The organism is Janthinobacterium sp. 13, assembly GCF_002749695.1.
In the GTDB taxonomy this organism is placed as follows: domain Bacteria; phylum Pseudomonadota; class Gammaproteobacteria; order Burkholderiales; family Burkholderiaceae_D; genus Janthinobacterium; species Janthinobacterium kumbetense.
This window is the reverse complement of record NZ_PEEQ01000001.1, coordinates 6,178,839-6,199,077: the sequence shown is the minus strand read 5'-3', so window position 1 is coordinate 6,199,077 and position 20,239 is coordinate 6,178,839. Positions and strand designations below refer to the sequence as shown.

The 20,239-nt window shown below is 64.0% G+C and carries 20 protein-coding genes and 1 pseudogene; 5 read left to right on the top strand and 16 right to left on the bottom strand.

Annotated features, from left to right (window positions below; all coding sequences use genetic code 11):
• Positions 1-384: 384 nt before the first annotated feature.
• From CLU94_RS27310 to CLU94_RS27300, 3 genes are read right to left on the bottom strand one after another with little or no spacing between them, the layout of a single operon-like run.
• Positions 385-768: a cupredoxin domain-containing protein gene (locus CLU94_RS27310; RefSeq protein WP_099667995.1), complete on the bottom strand. Its 384-nt coding sequence runs from the start codon at positions 766-768 to the stop codon at positions 385-387.
• Between the two features lie 3 nt (positions 769-771).
• The gene (locus CLU94_RS27305) at positions 772-1,665 is read right to left on the bottom strand and encodes a metallophosphoesterase family protein (protein ID WP_099668532.1); all 894 of its coding nucleotides are present in this window, start codon (positions 1,663-1,665) and stop codon (positions 772-774) included.
• Positions 1,666-1,723: 58 nt separating this feature from the next.
• On the bottom strand, positions 1,724-2,122 hold the full coding sequence (locus CLU94_RS27300) for a c-type cytochrome (protein ID WP_099667994.1): 399 nt from the start codon (positions 2,120-2,122) through the stop codon (positions 1,724-1,726).
• A 234-nt stretch (positions 2,123-2,356) separates the two neighbouring features.
• Between CLU94_RS27300 and CLU94_RS27295 the strand changes: the two genes are divergently transcribed.
• Positions 2,357-2,848 (top strand): sigma-70 family RNA polymerase sigma factor, encoded by a 492-nt coding sequence (locus tag CLU94_RS27295; protein ID WP_257219026.1) that lies wholly within the window; start codon positions 2,357-2,359, stop codon positions 2,846-2,848.
• A complete protein-coding gene (locus CLU94_RS27290; protein WP_257219025.1) occupies positions 2,835-3,644 on the top strand; it encodes an anti-sigma factor family protein in 810 nt (269 codons plus the stop codon). The genes CLU94_RS27295 and CLU94_RS27290 overlap by 14 nt, the downstream gene beginning before the upstream one ends.
• A 19-nt stretch (positions 3,645-3,663) precedes the next feature.
• Here the strand turns inward: CLU94_RS27290 and CLU94_RS27285 are convergent, their stop codons facing one another.
• The 3 genes from CLU94_RS27285 to CLU94_RS27275 all read right to left on the bottom strand — a co-directional run bounded on the left by CLU94_RS27285 (position 3,664) and on the right by CLU94_RS27275 (position 8,551).
• Complete coding sequence (locus CLU94_RS27285; RefSeq protein WP_099667991.1) at positions 3,664-4,713, bottom strand: alpha/beta fold hydrolase; 1,050 nt, start codon at positions 4,711-4,713, stop codon at positions 3,664-3,666.
• A gap of 9 nt (positions 4,714-4,722) precedes the next feature.
• The gene (locus CLU94_RS27280) at positions 4,723-6,180 is read right to left on the bottom strand and encodes an alpha/beta fold hydrolase (protein ID WP_099667990.1); all 1,458 of its coding nucleotides are present in this window, start codon (positions 6,178-6,180) and stop codon (positions 4,723-4,725) included.
• Positions 6,181-6,265: 85 nt separating this feature from the next.
• On the bottom strand, positions 6,266-8,551 hold the full coding sequence (locus CLU94_RS27275; protein ID WP_099667989.1) for a heavy metal translocating P-type ATPase: 2,286 nt from the start codon (positions 8,549-8,551) through the stop codon (positions 6,266-6,268).
• Positions 8,552-8,650: 99 nt separating this feature from the next.
• On the opposite strand from CLU94_RS27275, the gene cadR reads away from it, so the two are divergent.
• Both cadR and CLU94_RS27265 read left to right on the top strand, forming a co-directional pair.
• Positions 8,651-9,082 carry a Cd(II)/Pb(II)-responsive transcriptional regulator gene (gene cadR / locus CLU94_RS27270; RefSeq protein ID WP_099667988.1) on the top strand — a complete coding sequence of 144 codons (432 nt, stop codon included), beginning with the start codon at positions 8,651-8,653 and terminating at the stop codon, positions 9,080-9,082.
• Positions 9,083-9,092: 10 nt separating this feature from the next.
• A complete protein-coding gene (locus CLU94_RS27265) occupies positions 9,093-10,175 on the top strand; it encodes a hypothetical protein (protein WP_099667987.1) in 1,083 nt (360 codons plus the stop codon).
• On the opposite strand, the gene CLU94_RS27260 is transcribed toward CLU94_RS27265, so the two are convergent.
• The 7 genes from CLU94_RS27260 to CLU94_RS27230 all read right to left on the bottom strand — a co-directional run bounded on the left by CLU94_RS27260 (position 10,172) and on the right by CLU94_RS27230 (position 15,130).
• Positions 10,172-11,704: a methyl-accepting chemotaxis protein gene (locus tag CLU94_RS27260; protein ID WP_099667986.1), complete on the bottom strand. Its 1,533-nt coding sequence runs from the start codon at positions 11,702-11,704 to the stop codon at positions 10,172-10,174. The genes CLU94_RS27265 and CLU94_RS27260 overlap by 4 nt on opposite strands.
• Positions 11,705-11,783: 79 nt before the next feature.
• Positions 11,784-12,251: a cache domain-containing protein gene (locus CLU94_RS27255; RefSeq protein ID WP_306558512.1), complete on the bottom strand. Its 468-nt coding sequence runs from the start codon at positions 12,249-12,251 to the stop codon at positions 11,784-11,786.
• Between the two features lie 239 nt (positions 12,252-12,490).
• A complete protein-coding gene (locus tag CLU94_RS27250) occupies positions 12,491-12,922 on the bottom strand; it encodes a hypothetical protein (RefSeq protein ID WP_099667985.1) in 432 nt (143 codons plus the stop codon).
• Between the two features lie 14 nt (positions 12,923-12,936).
• Complete coding sequence (locus CLU94_RS27245; protein WP_099667984.1) at positions 12,937-13,317, bottom strand: hypothetical protein; 381 nt, start codon at positions 13,315-13,317, stop codon at positions 12,937-12,939.
• Between the two features lie 103 nt (positions 13,318-13,420).
• The gene (locus CLU94_RS27240; protein WP_099667983.1) at positions 13,421-13,972 is read right to left on the bottom strand and encodes a DUF4142 domain-containing protein; all 552 of its coding nucleotides are present in this window, start codon (positions 13,970-13,972) and stop codon (positions 13,421-13,423) included.
• A gap of 100 nt (positions 13,973-14,072) precedes the next feature.
• Complete coding sequence (locus tag CLU94_RS27235; RefSeq protein ID WP_099667982.1) at positions 14,073-14,726, bottom strand: SMI1/KNR4 family protein; 654 nt, start codon at positions 14,724-14,726, stop codon at positions 14,073-14,075.
• A complete protein-coding gene (locus CLU94_RS27230; protein WP_099667981.1) occupies positions 14,723-15,130 on the bottom strand; it encodes a MerR family transcriptional regulator in 408 nt (135 codons plus the stop codon). The genes CLU94_RS27235 and CLU94_RS27230 overlap by 4 nt, the downstream gene beginning before the upstream one ends.
• A gap of 70 nt (positions 15,131-15,200) precedes the next feature.
• Here CLU94_RS27230 and CLU94_RS27225 point away from each other — a divergent pair, with 70 nt between their 5' ends.
• Positions 15,201-15,995 (top strand): SDR family NAD(P)-dependent oxidoreductase, encoded by a 795-nt coding sequence (locus CLU94_RS27225; RefSeq protein ID WP_099667980.1) that lies wholly within the window; start codon positions 15,201-15,203, stop codon positions 15,993-15,995.
• Positions 15,996-15,998: 3 nt separating this feature from the next.
• Here CLU94_RS27225 and CLU94_RS27220 read toward each other — a convergent pair whose 3' ends face one another.
• From CLU94_RS27220 to CLU94_RS27210, 3 genes and pseudogenes are all read right to left on the bottom strand, one after another.
• A complete protein-coding gene (locus CLU94_RS27220; RefSeq protein ID WP_099667979.1) occupies positions 15,999-17,306 on the bottom strand; it encodes an NRAMP family divalent metal transporter in 1,308 nt (435 codons plus the stop codon).
• A pseudogene (locus tag CLU94_RS27215) lies at positions 17,307-18,077 on the bottom strand (class I SAM-dependent methyltransferase).
• A 59-nt stretch (positions 18,078-18,136) separates the two neighbouring features.
• The gene (locus CLU94_RS27210; protein WP_099668530.1) at positions 18,137-20,149 is read right to left on the bottom strand and encodes a c-type cytochrome; all 2,013 of its coding nucleotides are present in this window, start codon (positions 20,147-20,149) and stop codon (positions 18,137-18,139) included.
• Positions 20,150-20,239: the final 90 nt, after the last annotated feature.

Below are 20,239 nucleotides of genomic sequence, written 5' to 3'. Positions count from 1 at the left end.
AAATTCGTTTGCCACCTACGTTATTGCATTCATTGCTGGACAATCAAGGTCTTACGCTATTGCATACAAGGCGGCTGACGGCACCGTACAGGAATTCGACAAATGGGCTCAAAACCTGCTTGGGCCTCAACCGGCTGAAAATGTAAGCAACAGGTGGGTCGCTTGGAAGTGCTCGTAGAGCCATTTCATCTAAAACCTATATAAAGCCGAGGTCGAAACGTCCGCTATGGGCCGAAAGCAGCCGCTCATATAAGCTCAGAAATGTTGCAGCCATGGCCTCAGCAAGCTTCGACGCGCGGTGGTGTCAACTGTATTTGCACGCGCGGCGCGTCGAAGTCGCTCGCCTCATGGCGGGCTTGCGTCGAACTTTATGATTTGTCCACCTTACTCCGTGACAATGATCTTCCCATTCATCTCCTCGTGGCCGCTGCCGCAAAAGTTGTCGCATAAAAAGGCGTATTCACCGGCCTTGCCGGGCGTCAGCCTCACTTCGGTGACCTGGCCCGGCGTCAGGTCGGCGCGGATTTTCATGTCCGGGATGAAAAAACCATGGATGAAATCGATGGCCGTGAACGCCAGCACGACCGGTTCATCCTTCTTCAAGGTGATTTCGTTCGGTGTGTAGACGAATTTCTTCGCCTGGATGGCGATGATTCTTTCTTTTCCGGCATTTTTTTTCACGCCTTGGGCGTCGATGGCGGCCACCGTCAGCAGCGCGCCGATACCGCAGGCTAACCTTGCACATAGCTGTCTTCTTGCACGGTCCATGGTTCAGCTCCTTGTCACGGGAAATTCCGTGAGCTTGTACTCCTTGTTTGCTTCCGCCTCCACTTCGCGCAAGCCCAGGCCCTTGTTCGGCGCGGCCGGGTCCCAGGGCATGGGCGCGCGCTTTTCCTGCGATCCCGGTGCCGGCAAGGGGAAAATCAGGGACTTGGCGGCGTGATGCGCGATCTGGCCCGTCATGTGGTGATGTTCCTGGTGGATATGGCCATAGAACACGGTCACATTGCTGTACGGCATCAATAGCGTCATCGCCTTGTCGCCGTCGCGCGTGGCCCAGTCCCATTTGGGCACGAGGTCGAACAGGGGGCGGTGGGTGAAGACGACGATGCGCGCATCCTTGGCCTGCTTGTCCAGGTCGTCCTTCAGCCATGCCAGCTGCGTGTCGCCGATGCGCGCGCCGGGGTCGGAAACGTTATCGAGGGCAATGAAATGCACGCCCTTGTGCTCGAACGCGTAGTTGGACGGGCCGAAGTTTTCCCTGTAGGCGGCGCCGTTGTCGAGCGAAGCGTCGTGCTCGCCGGGGATGAAGCGCACGTTTTTCACCGTCAGACCGGCCGCGATGTCCTTGAATTCGGCCATGCGCTGGCGGCGCTCCTTCGGATCGTCCGTCGTATGCGTGAGGTCGCCCGTAAAGATGATGAAATCGGGCTGCACTTCCAGCGCATTCACGGTGGCGACGGCCGTCCTGAAGGTGTGGAGGGCATCGGGGTTGGCGGCGCCCGTGAAACCCCAGTGCACGTCGGACAACTGGACGAAATAGAAATCCTCGTAGGGAGCGGCTGCCGTTTTTCCGGCCGCCGCCGGCGCATGCCCGTAGAGTCCGGACATGAACACGGCGCCGCCGCCGACGGCGGCCAGTTTCATGAAGCTTCTGCGGTCCATCATGATGTTTCTCCTTGAAATGCCTGGCAATGGCTGGCAGGCGGTGGCACAACTGTCTCTATTTGGTGGCCTGGGCAGGGCTGGCCCGAGCGGACTCCTGCTTCAGATAAGCGATCAGGTCGGCGCGGTCCTGCGCGGACGGCACCAGGTAGCCCATTTTTTGGCCGGGAATCAGTTTTTCCGGACCCGACAGCCATTGGTCCAGCGTTTTCTCGCCCCACACGATGGCGGACGCCTTCACGGCGGGCGAATAGTTGTAGTCGGCGACACTGCCGGCTTTCCTGCCGAACACGCCCTTGTGCGCGGGTCCCACGCCGTTGTAGTCGATCGAGTGGCAGGATATGCACATGGTTTTGTAGAGCACCTGGCCGTGCATGGCGTCGCCGGCGGTGGCGCTCCCGCTGAACGTCATCAGCGTGGCCGCGGCCAGGCCAGGGAGGAAGCGGGGATGTTGCATGTTGAACTCCTTTCGCTTTGCGGTTGCCAGGCCCCGATGCAATCGGGGCCTGCACATGCTATAACTGCGAAGGCGCGGCAAATATTCCCGCCTGTGCCGGTTTATTTTCTGCCGTAAAAAAACCGCCATATCGGGAATAAACGGCAGGCAAAGCGAGTCTTGGGAGTTGAGACGCCAGACAGGCGGATGGGTGTTGATTTGAACGACATCGATAAAACCCGGTTCTTTGAGAAAATGGCCTTGCCTCACCTGGACGCCGCCTACAAGCTGGCACGCTGGCTCACGCGCAATGACCAGGATGCCCAGGACCTGGTGCAGACGGCTTTCCTGCGCGCCTACCGCTACATGGACGGCTACCATGGCGACGGCGCGCGCGCCTGGCTGCTGACGATCGTGCGCAATACGTATTACACGTCGCTGCGCGATGGTCGCGCAGAACACGCTGACATCGGCTTTGACGAGGAACTCCATGGCCACGATGAAGATGGATGCGGCAACCCGGAAGACATCCTGGCCCGCGCCGATGCGAAGGAGGCGGTCAACCATGCCCTGGATACGCTGCCGCAGCCATTCAGGGAAGTGCTGGTGCTGAAGGAGATCGACGATTTATCCTACAAGGAGATTGCGGACATCGTCGACATCCCGATCGGCACGGTGATGTCGCGCCTGGCGCGCGGACGCAAGCTGCTGCTGGCGCGCCTGAAACAATCTGATGGTGAGAGCTGACATGGAGTGCAAGGAATCACAAGACAGGCTGTCCGCCTATGCCGATGGCGAGCTCGATGCCTCGGCCATGGCGCAACTGGCGCAGCATCTGGCCCAGTGCCAGGACTGCGCCAAAGCCTGCGAACAGCTGTTTGCCCTGCGCGCGGCGGTGAAACAGCATGCCGCCGGCCATGCCGCGCCCGCTTTCCTGCAGCAGCGCCTGCGCCAGGCGTTGCAGGAAGAGGGCAAGCAGGCAAGGAAAGCCCCGCGCGGCAGGAAATGGGCGCAACTGCCGTGGGCCTGGATCAATTTTGGCGTGGCCAGCGCCAGCACGGCGGCCCTGGCCGTCACCCTGGCGCTGTACCTGTCCGTGCCATCGGACGCGGAACGGCTCGACCAGGAGATCGTCGCCAGCCATTTCCGTTCGCTGATGCCCGATCATCTGGCCGACGTGGCGTCCTCCGACCAGCACACGGTCAAGCCATGGTTCAGCGGCAAGCTCGACTTTTCTCCACCCGTGGTTGATCTGGCGCAAGAAGGTTTCCCCTTGATCGGCGGGCGCCTCGACTATATCAACGCGCGTCCCGTCGCCGCTCTCGCGTACCGCCGGCACCAGCATGTGCTGAACCTGTATGTCTGGCCCGACGGGGCACAGCGCGATGCGCCGCCGCGCCTGACCGTCAGGCAAGGCTACCATTTGATACGCTGGAGCCGCTCCGGCATGCATTATCGGCTCATCTCGGACCTGAATGTGGCGGAACTGATGGACTTCGAGCGGCGCTTCACGGCACAGATCGACAAGGAAAGTGTGCCGTGAATGCACCGCGCCGCGCGCTTTACTTCAGCAGCGGCTCCACCTTGTCGCGCAAGACCGTCCATTGGGCGTCGTGCACGGCCTGGTTGGGGTCGTGTCCGGCCCGTTTCACCACGGTAAAATCCTTGGCCGGCGCCGTGATACTGTCGAAGTAGCTGCGCGCGATGACGGGCGAGGTCAGCAAGTCCGCTTCGCCCATGATGAAAAATACGGGCAAGTCGAAGCGCGTGCCCAGCGCGGGCAGGTCGACCTTGGCAAACATGCCGTCGCCGCGCAGGCCGATGAACTGGATGTACGAGTAGTCATCGGCCGCCTCGGCATCGGCCAGCGCTTGCGGCGTGGCGTAGAACGGCGCCGGCTGCCACCAGTGCTTGGGCGGCGCATCCGTTGCCAATCCCTCATATTTGCGGTCGAAGCGGCGCAGGATGCCGAAGTTGCGCGGATCGCGCCAGGGCGGCGCGCCGAGCGCCGTCAGCTTGTCCACCGTGGCGGTATCGCCGGCCGCTTGCGCCAGCGCAAGCACTTCCCGGTACATGCCGGTTTCGTTGGCCCGCGCATTGACCACCTGCGCCGTGCCGATATACGCGTGGAACAGCTCTGGCTGCGCCTTGGCCATGTGCACACCGAGGATCGAGCCCCAGGAACTGCCCATCAAAATGACTTTCCGCTGGCCCAGATGCTGTTCGATATAGCGGGCCACGGCGATGCCGTCGTCGCGCATCTGTTCCACCGTCAAGGGGACCTCTTCCGATGGGCGCTGTTTGCCATACGTCATGCCCGCGCCGCGCTGGTCCCACTGCACCAGGGTGTAGTGGCGTTCCCAGCCCGCATAGATGGCATCCGCGTAGGGACTCAGCGCATTGCCGGGGCCGCCGTGGATGAACAGGATCACGGGATTGCCGCAGGCGGCGCCCGTGACCGTGATCCATTGCTCGATGCCGTTGATGGGCACGTAGCCCTGTTCGCGAACGGACTGTGCGGGCGAAGCGCAGATCGACGGCGAAGCGGGCGGCGCCGCTTGTGCCGCGCCGAAACAAGATAACAGCAGCAATGCCAGGCCTGTGATGCGCATATCGTCCTCTTAGCTAGTTGGGGGGAATTGCAGCGTGCAATCCTGCGCCGGCTTGCCGGCGATAAAGCGGGTGCTGGCCTGCTCAAAACAGGCGGGCGCCGTCCACAGGAGGAAATGCGGGGCGTTGTGCACGGTGGACAGGGCCACCATGCCGGCCTTGTTCTGCGTCAAGGCCTGCACTTGCGCCTGCGCGCCCGCGTAGGGCGTCTTCGGGTCCAGGGTACCCTGCAGTACCAAAGTGGGCGGCACTTTCGCCGGCAATGCGCCGAAATAGGCGTCGCGCGGGTAGGTGGGCAAACCGCCGCCCAGCAGGATGCGGGGCAGGGGACTGGTAAACAGCAAGTCCGCCTCGTCGCGGTCGATGTCGGTAGCGGCCCAGCCGGGGCGCAGCGAAGCTTGCAGATTGTTTTCCGAATTGCTGATGATATTAACCAGCGGAATCGACAGCGGCGACTGGGGATAGCTGCCCAGGCCAGCTGCCGCCTGCGTCAACGTGGCGCGCACGGACGCCAGTTCCCCATCCTTGCCCTGGTCCAGCTCCTGCAGCAGATAGGGGATGCGGGCGCGGGCGGCAGGGACGTCGAGCATGCCGCCCAGGAAGTGTTTCAGGTTCTTGCCGGGGATTTTCGCCAGCAGCGCGGGATCGGCTTGCGCCTTGTCCAGCACGCGGCGGTACAGGGTTGTTGCCGGCTCGCCCAGTGCCGCGTGGCAAGCGGCATCCGCATCGCAGCGGGCGAGCACTTGCATGCCGACCGTGTTGACCACGTGCGAGCGCTGGCTCAAGTCCCAGCGCGCATCCGTCTGCGGCGGCACCAGCGAGTCGAGGATGACGCCCTTGACGGGCAGCGGTCCCAGTTGCAAGGTGCGCAAGACCAGCTGCGTGCCATACGACACACTGTATACATACATCGGTGGTTTGTTCTTGCCCTGTTCGCCTGCGATCAAGGCTTGCAAGTCGCGCGCCGCCATGGTGATGGAAAACTGGCCCGCGTATTCCGGCATCAAGTTGATGCCGGCAAAGCAGCTGCCCCATTCGGCACCCGCCAGGGCGCGGCCGCCGGGACTCCGTTCCGACTCTTCCACCTTGCACAGGCGCGACGAATGCCCCGTGCCGCGGTGGTCGGGGATGAGGAATTCAAAGCCGGGAAAGCCGCGGCGCAAGGTGGGCAGCAAGCTGTAGAACGAAGCGCCCGATTCGCCGGGGCCGCCCGCCACCAGCCACAGGGTGCCCTTGGCGGGCTTGCCGGCAGGCACGTCGGCGGCAATCTTGCGCACGAAGACGTGCATGGCGTCCGGCTCGCCCACGGCGCGGCCCTGGGCATCGTAGCTGCCGGGCACGTTCAAACCCGAGCACAGGCTGCCGGGCACGGCCGTATCGGAGCAAGGGGTGAAGTACATCGGTTCGGCATGCAGGGAGGCAGCGGCCAGCAAGGTGGCCAGCAGGGGGAGGCGGGGCAGAACGGTCATCGGCTACTTTGGCGAAGGTGGAGATCAAGCGCCAAAGTAGCGTTTTTTACAGCAATTGTCCAGATGGAAATATTTCTGCGTGGGACTATGTTTGCTTGCTATTGCGCAACAATCTCAAACCGTTGGCCACCACCAGCAGGCTGGCGCCCACGTCGGCGAACACGGCCATCCACAGGGTCGCCATGCCGGCCAGGGCCAGGCCGAAGAACACGGCCTTGATGCCGATGGCAAAGCTGATGTTTTGCACGAGGATGCTGCGCGTGCGCTGGCTCAGGCTGATGAATTCAGGCAATTTACCCAGTTCATCGTCCATCAGGGCCACGTCCGCCGTCTCGATGGCCGTGTCGCTGCCGGCCGCGCCCATGGCAAAGCCGATGTCGGCCTGCGCCAGGGCGGGGGCATCGTTGACGCCGTCGCCCAGCATGGCGACCACGCCGAACTGCTGCTGCAAGGCCTTGATTTCATCCAGCTTGTTTTCTGGCAGCAATTCCGCCTTGACCAGGCTGACCCCGACTTCATCGCCGATGCGCTGGGCCGTCAGCAAGTTGTCGCCCGTCAGCATCACGGTGGTCACGCCCAGCGCATTCAGGCGGGCAATGGCGGACGCCGCCGTTGGGCGCAGCACGTCGGCCACGGCGACGACGCCCAGCGCGCCGGCCGAGGTGGCCAGCACCATGGCCGTGTAGGCTTGCCGTTCCAGCCGCGCCAGGATGGCTTGCAGCTCCGGCGTCAGGGCGTTCAATTCCGTCATCAGGCGGGCATTGCCCAGGTAATACGTTTGTCCATCGATGCTGCCGCGCACGCCGCGTCCATGCAGGGCGGCAAACTGGGTGACGGGCAGATGGCTGCTTGCGGGCGGACCCGCCTTGACGATGGCGGCGGCCAGTGGGTGGGCGGAATTGGCGTCCAGGCTGGCGGCCAGCAGCAGGATGGCGTCGCGGTCGCTGCCTTCCAGGGCCACCACGTCCGTCACGGCCGGTTTGCCCATGGTCAAGGTGCCCGTCTTGTCGACGGCGATGGCCTTGATGCGGTAACCCGTTTCCAGGAATTGGCCGCCTTTCACCAGTATGCCGCGCCGCGCGGCCGCCGTCAGGCCGCTGACCACGGTGACGGGCGTGGAAATGACGAGCGCGCACGGGCAGGCGATCACCAGCATCACCAGCGCCTTGTAGATCCAGGCCATGAAGGGCGCGCCGAAGAGCAGCGGCGGCAGCACGGCCACGAGGATGGCGAACACGACGACGGCCGGCGTGTAATAGCGGGCGAAGTTATCGACGAAGCGCTGCGTGGGCGCCTGTTTTCCCTGGGTTTCCTCGATCACCTTGACGATTTTCGCCAGGGTGCTGTTGCCGCTGTTGGCGGTGACGGTGACGTCGAGCAAGCCCCGTTCATTGATGGTGCCCGCATACACGACATCGCCCACGGCCTTGTCCACCGGCATGCTTTCACCCGTGATCGGCGCCTGGTTGACGGACGATACGCCGCTTTGCACGATGCCGTCGAGGGCGATGCGCTCGCCCGGCTTGACGCGCATCAGCGTGCCGATGGCCACCGTGGCGACGGCAACTGGCTGCCAGGCGCCGCTGGCGTCGGCCACGGTCGCCGTGTCGGGCGCCAGCTGCATCAGTCTTTGCACGGCGTTGCGGGCGCGGTTCAAGGACAAGCCCTCGATCAGCTCGGCAATGGCGAACAGGAAGATGACCATGGCCGCTTCCGGCCATTGGCCGATGGCGATGGCGCCGAAAACCGCTAGGCTCATCAGGAAATTGATGTTCAGGGTGAACGTTTTCAGGGCGATCCACCCCTTTTTCAGGGTTGGCCAGCCGCCCGTGGCGATCGACAGCAGGGCCAGGGCGATGACGAGGGGCGAACTGTCCGCATGCGTGGTCCACGCCAGCGCTTCGGCGCCCGCCGCCGCCAGGCCGGAGACGACCAGCAAGCCCTTCTGCATGCCGCTGAGGCTGCCTTCATCCGGGTTACGCGAAACGGCGGCGTCCGCCTCCAGGGGAATGGCTTGCATGCCGATGCCGTGCAGGGCCGCTTCCACCGTGGCCAGTGTAGGCAGGGTGTGGTGCACGTCGAGCACGCGGTTCATCAGGTTGAAATCGAGGCCCACGACGCCGGCCATGGTGGCCAGCTTGTTGCGGATCAAGCGCTCTTCCGTTGGGCAATCCATGTTGGCGATGCGGTATTTGGCCGTGTTGGCGCCGGCGATGGCGGCGCTGGGCAGCGCTGGGCCGGACGCAGCGGCAGGCGTGGACGAGCACGCATGCTGGCTGGAACAGCAGCTGGCCGCCTTGGGCGCAGGGCTGGGTTCGTGCGCATGCTTGTGGTCGTGCGCATGGGTATGGTTATGGCTATCGTGCGGCATCGCATCGTCCTTCCGGTTTCGTGTATGCTTCCATTAGAAACCCTGTAGCGGCTACAGGGTCAAGCGGAATTTGCATGTTGGAATGAAAAAGGGGATGCCATGCGTATCGGAGAATTGGCCAAACGGACAGATTGTGACGTGGAAACCGTACGTTACTATGAAAAGGCGGGCTTGCTGCAGGAACCGGGCCGCAACAGCGCCGGCTACCGCGAGTACCGGGAAGAACACCAGGAACGGCTGCAATTCATCCGCCATTGCCGCTCGCTGCAGATCGGCTTGACGGATATCCGCGCCTTGCTGGAATTTAAGAACAACCCGGCAGAAGGTTGCCAAAGCGTCAATGAATTGCTCGACCACCACATCTTGCGCATTGCCGAACAAATGGCGAACCTGCAAACCTTGCAGCAGCAACTGGTGACCGTGCGCCACCAGTGCGACCAGCCGCAGCCGTCGCAAGACTGCGCCATCCTGCAAAACCTGTCCGAGGCGGCCAGCGGCCACGACTGCGCCTGCCACACCGAACTTCATTGACGATTGCTGCATGCTGAAACTGTTACCTAAAAGAACTTTACTGACCTTATCCCTGCTGTCGCCGCTGAGCCATGCCGCCGATGCGCCGCCCGCAGCCGGACACTACCTGACCCTGTACGCCGTGCCCGGCGTGCCGCAAGACGATGACCCGTACACCTGGAGCACGGCCGGCGGCAAGCAGCTGGCGAAAGGCGTGACGAAGGCCGATGGCCGCGCCTATCTCAAGGGCGAGGAGGGCGAGGAAAACTATGTGCTGAAAACCGTCAGCATGCGCTGGCAGCTGAAGGTGCCGGCCAAGTGCTGGCAGGGGGCGCCGGAGGCTTTCCTGGACTGCGTGCAACTGGCCAAGACCACGAGCCGCTATGACGAAGAGCAGGAGGCGCTCAAGCTGGCGGAGCAGCAGAAGGAAGCCAGGATGCAGGCCAGGATCGCCGCCTACGCGGTGGAGGCCCGTGCCAACGACGATGCGCTGGCCTGGCTGGGGCGTTTGCCTGCGAGCTGGACCCTGGAAGGGTATGGCAAGCGCCTGCTGGGCATCGGCGACAAGATCGCCAGATACATCGCCGACGAAGTCCCGCAGGACGGGCCCGATGCGCGCCAGTTCGTCTGCCGCGCACCGGCCGACTACGGCCCCGTGCCGGACCAGGCCTTTGTGGAAGCGTGGATGGCATTGCCGGATGACGCGCGCAAGGTGCGTGCCGGCCCTGCCTGGGATGCGCTGGCGGCGGCAGGCGGGAAGGGCAACTGGATGGCCCGCCTGGAACTGTATTACGCCTTGTCCAGCGTCAATGTCAGCGAATTGAGCTTGCTGGAACAGTACCGCATCGTGCAATTGATGGAATGGCTGCACAAGAAGAAGGTGGGCGGCCTGTACAGTTACTTCAGCGCCGCCATCCCGGCTACGCCAGGCAGCAATGACCACGCCGCCTGGCGCAGGCAAGACCAGGTTTTCCTGTATTCAGCCCTGCTGGGTGATTACCATCAGCAATACCGCATGGGCAATGTCTTGCTGCGGGACGCGGACCCCGCGCTGGTCGGGACAGGCAAGGCCATGCAAGCCTGCGCCCGGGCCGCCATGCCGCACCGGCGCTAAGGCGCCAGCAACGGCGCGCCGGCTTCGCCCAGGCGGAAGGCGTCGACCACGCGCAATAGATCATGCGCCTGGTCCTGCATGCTTTGCGCGGCGGCGGCCGACTGTTCGACGAGGGCGGCATTGCGCTGGGTCAATTCATCCATTTCCGTGATGGCGTTGTTGACTTCCTCGATGCCCTTGCTCTGGCGCTGGCTGGCCGCCGTGATGTCGTTCATGATTTCCGTCACTTGCTGGACGGAGGCGACGATATCGCCCATGGTGCGCCCGGCGCTGTCGGCCAGCTCGCTGCCCGTTTCTATCCTGGCCACGGAATCCTCGATCAATTGCTTGATTTCGCGCGCCGCCGTGGCCGAGCGCTGCGCCAAGCCCCGCACTTCCGTGGCGACGACGGCAAAGCCGCGCCCCTGTTCGCCCGCGCGCGCCGCTTCCACGGCCGCGTTCAAGGCGAGGATATTGGTCTGGAAGGCAATGCCGTCGATGACGGCGATGATGTCGACGATGCGCCCGGAACTGGCCTTGATCGAGCCCATCGTCTCGACCACCTGGCCCACCACGCGGCCGCCTTCCAGCGCCACGTTCGACGTCGACAGCACCATCTGGTTGGCCTGGTGCGCATGGCTGGCATTCTCTCGCACGGTATCCGTCAAGGCATGCATCGACGACGCCGTTTCCTGCAAGGAATGGGCTTGCGATTCCGTGCGGGCCGACAAGTCCGCATTGCCCAGCGCGATTTCACTCGCTTCCACCGTGATGGTGGAGCCTGCCTGGCGGATGTCGCCCAATAAAGTGTTCCAGTTTTTCAGCACCGTGGCCAGGGCCCGCGCCAGCTTGCCCACCTCGTCGTCGCCCCGGGCGTCGATGCGCGTGGTCAAGTCGCCGGCGGCCAGCGATTCGGCGGCGCGGCAAGCTTCGTCGATGGGGCCCACCACGGAGCGCGCCACCCAGGTGGCGATCAGGGCCAGCAGGGCAAAGCCGATGGCCATGGCGCCCAGCGACAGCCAGCCGGCGCGCTGGCCCGCATTCTTGGTATCCTGCAAGGCATCGACAGTGCGGTGGTCGAGATTGAGCAGCACCTGGCGCAACTGCCCGCGCACTTGCTGGTAATGCGTGGCGGCATTTTGCATCGCCGCCACGCCCGTATTCGGGTCCATGGACGCCAGGTCCAGCGCCTGCGCCACGCTGGCACGGTAGCGTTCGATACCCGGCAGCGCCTGGCCCGCTTCCGTGGCGGCGCCCGAGAATGTCTGCAATTGCTGCAAGCCTTGCGCAATGGCGTTCAGCTGGCCATCCGTTTGCGCGCCGAATTGCTTGAACTGCTCATCCGACAAGCTGGCCGCGATGGCGATCTTCGCATACACGTCGGCGTGCACCTGGCCCAGGGCAATGGCTTGCTGGTTCGCAAGCCGCTCGGCCGTCAGGGTGACGTCTTTCAGTTCGCGCATGCGCTGCTCGTTCTGCTGCATGGCGAAGTAGGACAAGGCTCCCATGGCCAGCAGGCAAGCCAGCGCGACCACCGGGACGATCAACATCTTCTGTGCGATTTTCACATGTAGCCCCTATCGTCAAGAGAGCGGACAACCATCCCGGCGCCGGCGGCGCGGCGGCTGGCTACAGGTAGATGCCGCCGCAGACGACGGTCTCGGCCAGCTTTTCGCAATACATCACCTTCGGCTCGATCTTCTTGGTTTCCGGATTCGTGAATTTGTATTCCTGCCAGAACGTGCCCTTGCTCTTGGCCAAGTCGACGCGCTCCTTGACGAAGGCCTTGCCATCGATATCTTTCAAGTCGATCAAGTTCTTGCCCACCATTTTCGGGTTGGCGCCATGCGCGGCGACCGTGCCGTCGAGCTTATACACGACCAGGTACAGGTCGTGCAGGATGAATTGCGGGGACTTGGCCGTGATCTCGCCATACGCCTTGGCGTCGCCGGCGCTCTTGATGTAGGCCACGCCTTTCTTGACCATGGCTTCGGCGTCGGCGCGCGTGGCGCCGCCTTCGGCAGCGCTGGCGATACCAGGCAAGGTAGCGGCGACAAGCATGAGCGACAAGCACATGGCAGGGGCGAACTTGGGCATGAGAATCTCCTTCACATTGCGGCTGGGGGAAGCCGGCGGGGGAACCGGCGCGGTAAGCGGCGCCTATCGAAGTGCCGACGGCTCATGGTAGCGCGATGCCAGTGGGCATGCGCTGGTGCAACAGATATTTTTTCAGACGGGCGTTTTTGCAACGGCGCGTGCACATTGCCGCAATGGATATTTCATAGGGGAAAGGAGGGCGCAGCCTATCGTGTCGATAGTGTGGCGCGTCCGCCGCGCTACCAGCTGGCCGGGTCTTCCGCCGCCGCGCGCGCCAGGTCGTCGCGCCAGTCTTGCCGCACCAGGCGGTAGATATCGGCAAAGAAGGCGCGCGGGTCGTGCATTTCGTCCCACAGGGCCGGCAGCGCGTGCGTGCTTTCGGGGTCATGTTCGAGGATGGCCTGGAAATCGTAATCAGGGTCTTGCAAGGCCTGCGCCAGCACGGCCGCCAGCGCATGGCGGTGGCGGTAGCTGAGTTCCTTGTATTGCGACGTGATGTCGCGCCGTATCAGCGCCGCGCGCTGGGCAGGATCGTTCATGTCCCAGGCATCCAGCTCCACGCCCAGGGTTTCTTCGCGGTCATACACGTCGAAGGGACCGAGGAAATGGTGCAGGGTGGGAAGGTAGGGGGCGTCGCTCCAGGGGCCGCGCAATCCTTTTTGCTGTGGCATGATAAGTCCCCGTTTCACGCGCACTCGGGCAAGGTCCAGCCTTCATACCCGAGGTCGGTCGGGTAGATGGCGCGGTTTTGGCCCCAGTGGGCATGGTCGAGGATGCCGTCTTCATGCATGTCCAGCACCCATTCCGTGCTTTCCAGCATGGTGCCATCCTTGTGGTACACGCGGAAGAAGGTGGACGTGCTGAACGCGCGCACGATGTTGTTCGGCACGCCGTTGCCGTAGTGCGGCACATAGGTCTTGATCACGCACGTGCCCTGGTCATTCCACTGCTGGGCATACACGGTGGCATTGCGCGCCGCGCTCACCTTGATGAAGAGCCAGCCTGCCAGCAGGATGAGGAACAGGAAGGCGGCGGCGATCAAGCCGGTTTTCTTGAGTAGCTGCATGAGGTCATGGCATGGCCGAAAACGAAGTTGCCGCATTGTATGTCAAGAGCAGAAATACTTGCTGTACAGCACGTACTGCAAGTATTTCCCCGCGTATGGCCGTCTATTTCGCCAATGTCGCCTCCAGCGCATGCGCCATTTCCAGGTGATGTTGCAACGCTGGCAAGGTCTTGGCGGCAAAGGCCTTGATGTCGGGATCGCTCGCCTTTTGGCTGGCATCCGTGAACAGTTTCACGGCTTCCTTGTGCGCCGCCACGCCGATGGTGGCCGCATATTCCCTGTCGAAGGCCTGGCCTTCCAGGCGGCCCAGCCGGTCGATCTGCGCCTTGTGTTTCGCACCGGGCTGGTCGCTGACCTCGATCCGCTTGCTGCTGGCCAACTGTTTCAGCGCGTCAGCCACTGTCGTGTGGGCGGTGACCATGGCGTCGGCGAATTGCTTCACTTCTGCATTGCTGCTCTTGCTTTGCGCCACCTTGCTGGCGGCGATTTCCGTGCTGCCCGCATCGGCGGCCTTGCTGAGGAATTGCTTGTCGTACGCGCCCGGTGCGGCGGCGGCAATGCTGTTGATGGCGATCCCGCTCAACAGCGCCACGGCCGCGCCGATGGCCACGCTTTTCAGGGAGGGGGTACGGGAACTGGTGGTGGAGATAGGCATGGGAAATCCTTTCGAATATGGCGTTTTATGCAAGCTGATGACAATGTTAAGCCCTCAGCCTGCGCACACCCATAGGACAGGCGCGGCCATGCCCGTAGGACTAGTCCTGTTCGTTAGCGCACAGTTCGACTTGTTTAATAGCAAATAAAGCGGCGATGCCCGCATCGCGGCGCCAGGCGGGCATGCCGATATCGAGCCACTGCGCCATCGCTTCCAGGTGCGAGGGTTCCGAAACGCTGTGTTCGAGTTCCTCCAGCACCGTGTCGCGGTCGATATACAGGCTGTCCAGCCAGGCGTCGAACGAGGGCGCCAGTTCCATCAGGCCGTGGGCGCGCTTGCCCGTCCACTCCGGCAATTCCTGCACATAGGCCAGTACCCGGCCGCCGCCTTCTTCCGTCAAGTCCAGGTAGAGCATGGAATTGCCGCCATCGCGGGCGAACGGCAGGATGCGCACCGGCATGTCCGCATGCTGGCGCGCGGCGCGGATTTCGCCGACCAGTGTTTCATCGCAGAAATCGCCTTCGTCGGCGCTGAAAAAGGTATTGAAGCCCATTTTTTCCACGCCGCCATTGCCGTCCGGCACATCGCACGTGTAATCGAACCAGGCGCCGTTGGCAACCCGCAAGAACGCCAGGAAGGCGGGCGGCAAGGGCGCTTCCAGCAAGGTTTCGATGGCGGCGATCTGCTGCGCCGTGGGGGCAGGCTTGGCGCCCTCGAGCGCCAGGTGGCGGTATTGCGTGTAATGGTTGCTCATTGAGTCTCCTTGTCGTTATTCTTGTTCATATGCACTGGCGCCGCATCGTCGCAACCCGTCTCCACCTTGGCCAGTGCATCGACGAGGCCGGCGCGCAGCACGGCCATCGAACGGGCCTTGTCATCGATCTGGGCAATTTTCGTTTCCAGCATGGCCCGTTTGGTCTGCGCATCGAGCGCGTTTTCCTGCCAGACGGCAATGACTTCGGCGATTTCCTTCAAGGTAAAGCCCAGCGCCTTGGCGTGGCCGATCAGCTCGATGCGCCGCAACGCTTGCGCCGAGTATTCCTTGTAGTTATTCGTCACGCCCGGCTGCGGCGCTTCCTCCAGCAAGCCCTGGCGCTCGTAAAAGCGCACCGTATCCTTGCTGACGCCCGTCAGGCGGGTGATTTCACCGATGCGCATCGTTTCCTCTTGACCGTGGACTAAAGACCACAGTTTACAGTGAAAACCTCATCTACTCCACACCGCTGCCATGACCGCTTTCAATTACACCAACCAAACCGTGCTGATCACGGGCGCCTCGTCCGGCATCGGCCGCGTCTTTGCGCAAACCCTGGCCGCGCGCGGCGCGCACTTGCTGTTGCTGGCCCGTTCCGGCGCCGTGCTCGACAGCCTGGCCAGGGAACTTTCCCAACGCCACGGCATCCGCGCGCACGCGCTGGTGGCCGACCTGGGCTTGCCCAGCGCCGCGCAAGACGCCTACGCACAGGCGTGCGCCTTGGGCATGCCGCCCGATGTACTGATCAATAACGCGGGATTCGCCACGCATGGCAGGTTCGAGAGCATCGACCTGGCGCGCCAGGCGGCCGAAGTCACCGTCAATTGCACGGCCCTCATGGAATTGACGCACTGCGCCTTGCCGCACATGCTGGCCCAGGGGCGGGGTGCCGTCATCAACGTGGCGTCCACGGCGGCCCTGCAACCCGATCCCTACATGGCGATCTACGGCGCCAGCAAGGCGTTCGTGCTGTCGTTTTCGGAAGCGCTGTGGGCGGAAAACCGCCAGCGCGGCGTGCGCGTGCTGGCCCTGTGCCCTGGTGCCACGGACACGGCCTTCTTCGACGTGGTGGCCGCGCCCGAAGCGGCCGTGGGCAAGCGCATGGCGCCGCAAGCCGTCGTCGATGAAGCGCTGCGCGCGCTGGACCGGGGCCGCAGCAGCCATGTGGCGGGCCGGCCGAATCGGCTGCTGGCCTGGCTGCCGCGTTTGCTGCCCCGCCAGACCGTGCTGGGCATCGTGGAAGGCATGCTCAAGCCGAAGACGGCCTAGGCTTCAAAACGCCATGGTGGCGAACATGGCCAGCACGGCCGTTGCCATGACGATGGTCGACAGCCAGCCCAGTGCCCGCAGGCGTCTTGAAATGGTGAGCGTGCCCATGATGGCGGGGCGCGACGCCATCACCATCATCAGGGCCATGATGGGCACGGAAATGACGCCATTGATGACGGCGCTCCAGTACAGGGCCTTGATGGGGTCGAGCGGCGTGAAGCACAGGGCCGCTCCGATCACGGTGGCCGTGACGATGATGCCGTAGAACTTCTTGGCGGCCCGGGGCGCCAGTTCCAGGCTGTTTTTCCAGTGAAAGGCGCCCGCCATGGCATAGGCGGCCGAGCCGGCCAGCACGGGAATGGCCAGCAAGCCCGTGCCGATGATGCCCAGGCTGAACAGGGCGAACGCGAACTCGCCGGCGATGGGGCGCAGGGCGGACGCCGCTTGCGCCGACGTGTCGATATGCGTGATGCCTTGCGCGCCCAGGGTCACGGCCGTCGTCAGCATGATGAAGAAGGCCACCAGGTTGGAAAAGCCCATGCCGATGGCCGTGTCCATCTTGATGCGCTGGAATTGCCGCGGCGCCTGTTCCGGCGCCCGGCGCAGGGCTTGCGCGCCGGCATCCGCCTGCAAGTCTTCCACTTCCTGCGACGCCTGCCAAAAGAACAAGTAGGGGCTGATCGTCGTGCCGAACACGGCCACGATCATGGTCACCGAGGCGGCCGACCAGGCGAACCGGGGCCAGACGGTGCGCAGCGCCACTTCCCCCCAGGGAATGTGCACGGTCAGCACGGTGGCCACATAGGCCAGCAAGCCCAGGGTCAGCCATTTCAGGATGCGCACATATTGTTGGTAGGGAATAAACACTTGCAGCAGCAGGGACAGCAGGCCGAAGCCCATGGCGTACAGGTGGGTGGGACCGCCGATGATCAGGGTCAAGGCATCGCCCATGGCGGCCACGTCGGCGGCGATATTGATGACATTGGCCAGCAGCAGCAAGCCGACGATGGCGTACAGCAAGGATTTCGGATAGTGGCGGCGGATATTCGTCGCCAGCCCATGCCCGCTGACCCGGCCGATCTTGGCGCTGATCACCTGGATGCCCAGCATCAGGGGGAAGGTCAGGCAGACGGTCCACAGCATGCCGAAGCCGAACTGGGCGCCCGCCTGCGAATACGTGGCGATGCCGCTGGGGTCGTCGTCGGCCGCGCCCGTGATCAGGCCGGGGCCCAGCTTGCCCAGCCAGGTGTCGGACGGGGCCGCCTGCTGGCGGGCAGCCCGCTGCGGTTCTATGCCTTGTTCACTAGACATCTATACGGCCTGTGCCACGAAGGCGGCCGTCCGGTAGGGCACGCTGATGCTGTCCCGCCCGCGCAAGGCCGGCTCCGACGCGACCAGCAGGCCAATCTCGTCATCGATGCGCTGGCGCGCCTGCGGCGGCAAGGCGGCGATAAAACTGGTGGAGCGCACGCGGTTGAACAGCACGTCTTCGGGCGATCCCGTGTGTTCCTGGGAAAATTATGTTTCCTGCAAGGGAGTAAACCCCGCATGGGGGAAGGCCCGGCGCCAGGCGCCCGTGTAGTAGCGGGGCGTGTCGCCTTCCGCTTGGTTGACGATGGCGTCCAGTCTTGCCACCCAGGGCACGCTGGCGTCGCGCAGATTCCACACGAGGCCCAGCCTGCCGCCCGGCTTGAGCACGCGCCAGATTTCATCGAGCGCCTCCGGGGTGGCGAACCAGTGAAACGCTTGCGCGCAGACCACGGCGTCGACCGAGGCGTCGGGCAGGGGAATGGCCGTTGCCGTGCCCGCCAGCGCCTGGACTTGCGGCAAGGCCGCCGCCAGTCTTGCCAGCATGGCAGGCACGGGTTCCACGGCAATCACCGTGGCGCCCGTGTCCAGCAGGCGCGGCGTGAACTTGCCCGTGCCGGCGCCCAGGTCCAGCACGGTGGCGCCCGGCCCCAGGCCCAGGCTATCCTGCAACCAGGCCGATAGCGCGGGCGGATAATCGGGCCGGCCCTTGACGTAGCTGGCGGCCGCCGTGGCATAACCGCCGGCTGCCGCGTGGTGGATGTTGCTGCTCATGCAAGACTCCTTGGCGTGGTCGTGGCATGAGCGTAGCAGATTACGAACGCGATGGGGCGTCAGTAGCGCGCATCCTTGGGCTTGCCGCCCTTCGGCCAATCCTTGACCTTGTCGGGGAAGTCCGGGCGCGGCATGTGCGTAAAATATTCGGCCACGTCGACGGCGTCCTGGTCGGACAGGTTGCCTTGCCCCAGCGGGAATTTCTGGCCGTGGCCCATCACCATGTTCGCCTTGACGAAGCCGGCCGCCGTGTAGGTGCGGGCCATGCCGGCGCCGATATTGAACGAGCGCTCGCCCCACAGCGGCGGGAAAGCCACCACGCCGTTGGCGCCCCGGATGCCTTCGCCATTCGCGCCATGGCAGACGGCGCATTGCTCGGCGTACACTTTTTTGCCATGCACGGGGTCGGGCAGCAGGTTGCGGTCGATCTTCGCCACGCCCCGTCCCGGCACCTTGTCGTTCGCCTGCGTGGCGCCCTTCATCCAGTCGATATAGGCGACCATGGCCTGCAGGTCGGGGCCGTCCACGGGCAGGGGCTTGCCGTGCATGGAGCGGCGGAAGCAGCCGTTGATGCGCTCGCCCAGGCTGATGACCTTGCCCGCGCGCGGCGCTTCCGCCGGGAAGAAGGCGGAAATGCCGAGGAAGGGCGAACCGTTGGCCACGGTGCCGCCATTCAGGTGGCAACTGCTGCAATTGAGGTCGTTGCCCACGTTTTGCGGCAGCCGGGCGCGGGTTTCCGTCATCAGCTGCATGCCGTGGATCAATTGACTGGCGTTCGGATCGGCCGTCAGGGCGGCAAAGCGGGGCGTGACGAAGCCGCCCGCATCCGGCGCCTTGAGCTTGAGCTCCTTGCGCACCTTGGCGATGTGGGCGGGCGTGACGGGCGCGCCGTGATTCCCCCACTTGCCGCGCACGAAGGTGAGGATTTCCGCCAGTTCCGTGTCGGACAGGCGGTCATACGCGGGCATGCCGAAGGAACGGGGCGACTGTTGCGTGACGGCCGACTGCCACCCGGTCAATGCGATATGGATGACGGAAGTGGCGTCCTTCGATTGCACCGAGTCGTTCTGCGCCAGCGGCGGGAAGATGTTTTCCACGCCGCGGCCGTCGCGGCGGTGGCAGGTGGCGCAAAACTGCAGGTAGCCGAGGCCGCCGCGCGTGTTGTACAGCGCGTCGTTGCCGGCCGCGACAGCCGGCGCCGGTTTTGCCTGCGGCACTGCCGCGCCCGGCTTGGCCGGCAAGCCGTGCAGGTAGTGGGCCAGCGCATCGAGGTCGCCGTCCGTGAAGTATTGCGTGCTGTGCGTGATGACTTCCGTCATGCTGCCGGCCGCCGTGCCGAAGCTGTTGCGGCCCGTTTTCAGCAATTGCACGATGTCGGCCGGCGTCCACAGATTGCGCAAATTGACGGCATGCCAGCCGTCGAAGGTGAAGCCGGACAGATAATGCTTGCCGCTGCTGCCATCCTGGCCCATGGTTTTTTCCTGGAAAGCCACGCCGCGCGGCGTGTGGCACGAGCCGCAATGACCGAGCCCCTGGGCCAGATAGCTGCCCCGGTTCCACATGGCCGACTTGGCGCTGTCGGGCTTGAATGGCGCATCGTCGAGGAAGACGGCGTTCCACAGCGACAAGCCCCAGCGCATGCTGAACGGCCATTTCATGTCCGTTTCGCGGTTTTGCTGCGCCACGGGCGCCACGCCCCGCTGCAAATACGCGTACAGGGCCTGCATGTCGTCGGGCGTGATCTTCGCGTAGGAAGGGTAGGGCATGGCCGGATACAGATTGTGCCCGTCCGCCGCCACGCCCTTGCGCATGGCGCGGTCGAATTGCGCGAAGGTGTACGTGCCCAGGCCCGTCTTCGCATCCGGCGTGATATTCGTGCTGTAGATGGTGCCGAACGGTGTTTTCAATTCCAGGCCGCCGGCCATGGCGGCGCCGTTCGGGCTCGTGTGGCAAGCCACGCAGTCGCCCAGGCGGGCGACATACTCGCCGCGCTTGATCAGCTCGGCCGAGGCGGCGGGTTTGGACGGCACTGTGGCGGGCGCGGCCCAGGCGCTGGCGCAGCAGGCCAGCATGCCCAGGAGCAGCAGCCAGGTAGTGATCGGAAAGAAGACGGCAGGATGGCGGCGCGAGCCGCGATGCAGGATGGAAATGACTTTCATGGT

Excerpts from the sequence above, each read along its gene's own strand:
- CLU94_RS27310 (WP_099667995.1), bottom strand. The coding sequence starts at position 768 with ATGGACCGTGCAAGAAGACAGCTATGTGCAAGGTTAGCCTGCGGTATC.
- CLU94_RS27305 (WP_099668532.1), bottom strand. The coding sequence starts at position 1,665 with ATGGACCGCAGAAGCTTCATGAAACTGGCCGCCGTCGGCGGCGGCGCC.
- CLU94_RS27300 (WP_099667994.1), bottom strand. The coding sequence starts at position 2,122 with ATGCAACATCCCCGCTTCCTCCCTGGCCTGGCCGCGGCCACGCTGATG.
- CLU94_RS27295 (WP_257219026.1), top strand. The coding sequence starts at position 2,357 with ATGGCCTTGCCTCACCTGGACGCCGCCTACAAGCTGGCACGCTGGCTC.
- CLU94_RS27290 (WP_257219025.1), top strand. The coding sequence starts at position 2,835 with ATGGTGAGAGCTGACATGGAGTGCAAGGAATCACAAGACAGGCTGTCC.
- CLU94_RS27285 (WP_099667991.1), bottom strand. The coding sequence starts at position 4,713 with ATGCGCATCACAGGCCTGGCATTGCTGCTGTTATCTTGTTTCGGCGCG.
- CLU94_RS27280 (WP_099667990.1), bottom strand. The coding sequence starts at position 6,180 with ATGACCGTTCTGCCCCGCCTCCCCCTGCTGGCCACCTTGCTGGCCGCT.
- CLU94_RS27275 (WP_099667989.1), bottom strand. The coding sequence starts at position 8,551 with ATGCCGCACGATAGCCATAACCATACCCATGCGCACGACCACAAGCAT.
- cadR (WP_099667988.1), top strand. The coding sequence starts at position 8,651 with ATGCGTATCGGAGAATTGGCCAAACGGACAGATTGTGACGTGGAAACC.
- CLU94_RS27265 (WP_099667987.1), top strand. The coding sequence starts at position 9,093 with ATGCTGAAACTGTTACCTAAAAGAACTTTACTGACCTTATCCCTGCTG.
- CLU94_RS27260 (WP_099667986.1), bottom strand. The coding sequence starts at position 11,704 with ATGTTGATCGTCCCGGTGGTCGCGCTGGCTTGCCTGCTGGCCATGGGA.
- CLU94_RS27255 (WP_306558512.1), bottom strand. The coding sequence starts at position 12,251 with ATGCCCAAGTTCGCCCCTGCCATGTGCTTGTCGCTCATGCTTGTCGCC.
- CLU94_RS27250 (WP_099667985.1), bottom strand. The coding sequence starts at position 12,922 with ATGCCACAGCAAAAAGGATTGCGCGGCCCCTGGAGCGACGCCCCCTAC.
- CLU94_RS27245 (WP_099667984.1), bottom strand. The coding sequence starts at position 13,317 with ATGCAGCTACTCAAGAAAACCGGCTTGATCGCCGCCGCCTTCCTGTTC.
- CLU94_RS27240 (WP_099667983.1), bottom strand. The coding sequence starts at position 13,972 with ATGCCTATCTCCACCACCAGTTCCCGTACCCCCTCCCTGAAAAGCGTG.
- CLU94_RS27235 (WP_099667982.1), bottom strand. The coding sequence starts at position 14,726 with ATGAGCAACCATTACACGCAATACCGCCACCTGGCGCTCGAGGGCGCC.
- CLU94_RS27230 (WP_099667981.1), bottom strand. The coding sequence starts at position 15,130 with ATGCGCATCGGTGAAATCACCCGCCTGACGGGCGTCAGCAAGGATACG.
- CLU94_RS27225 (WP_099667980.1), top strand. The coding sequence starts at position 15,201 with ATGACCGCTTTCAATTACACCAACCAAACCGTGCTGATCACGGGCGCC.
- CLU94_RS27220 (WP_099667979.1), bottom strand. The coding sequence starts at position 17,306 with ATGTCTAGTGAACAAGGCATAGAACCGCAGCGGGCTGCCCGCCAGCAG.
- CLU94_RS27210 (WP_099668530.1), bottom strand. The coding sequence starts at position 20,149 with ATGCTGGCCTGCTGCGCCAGCGCCTGGGCCGCGCCCGCCACAGTGCCG.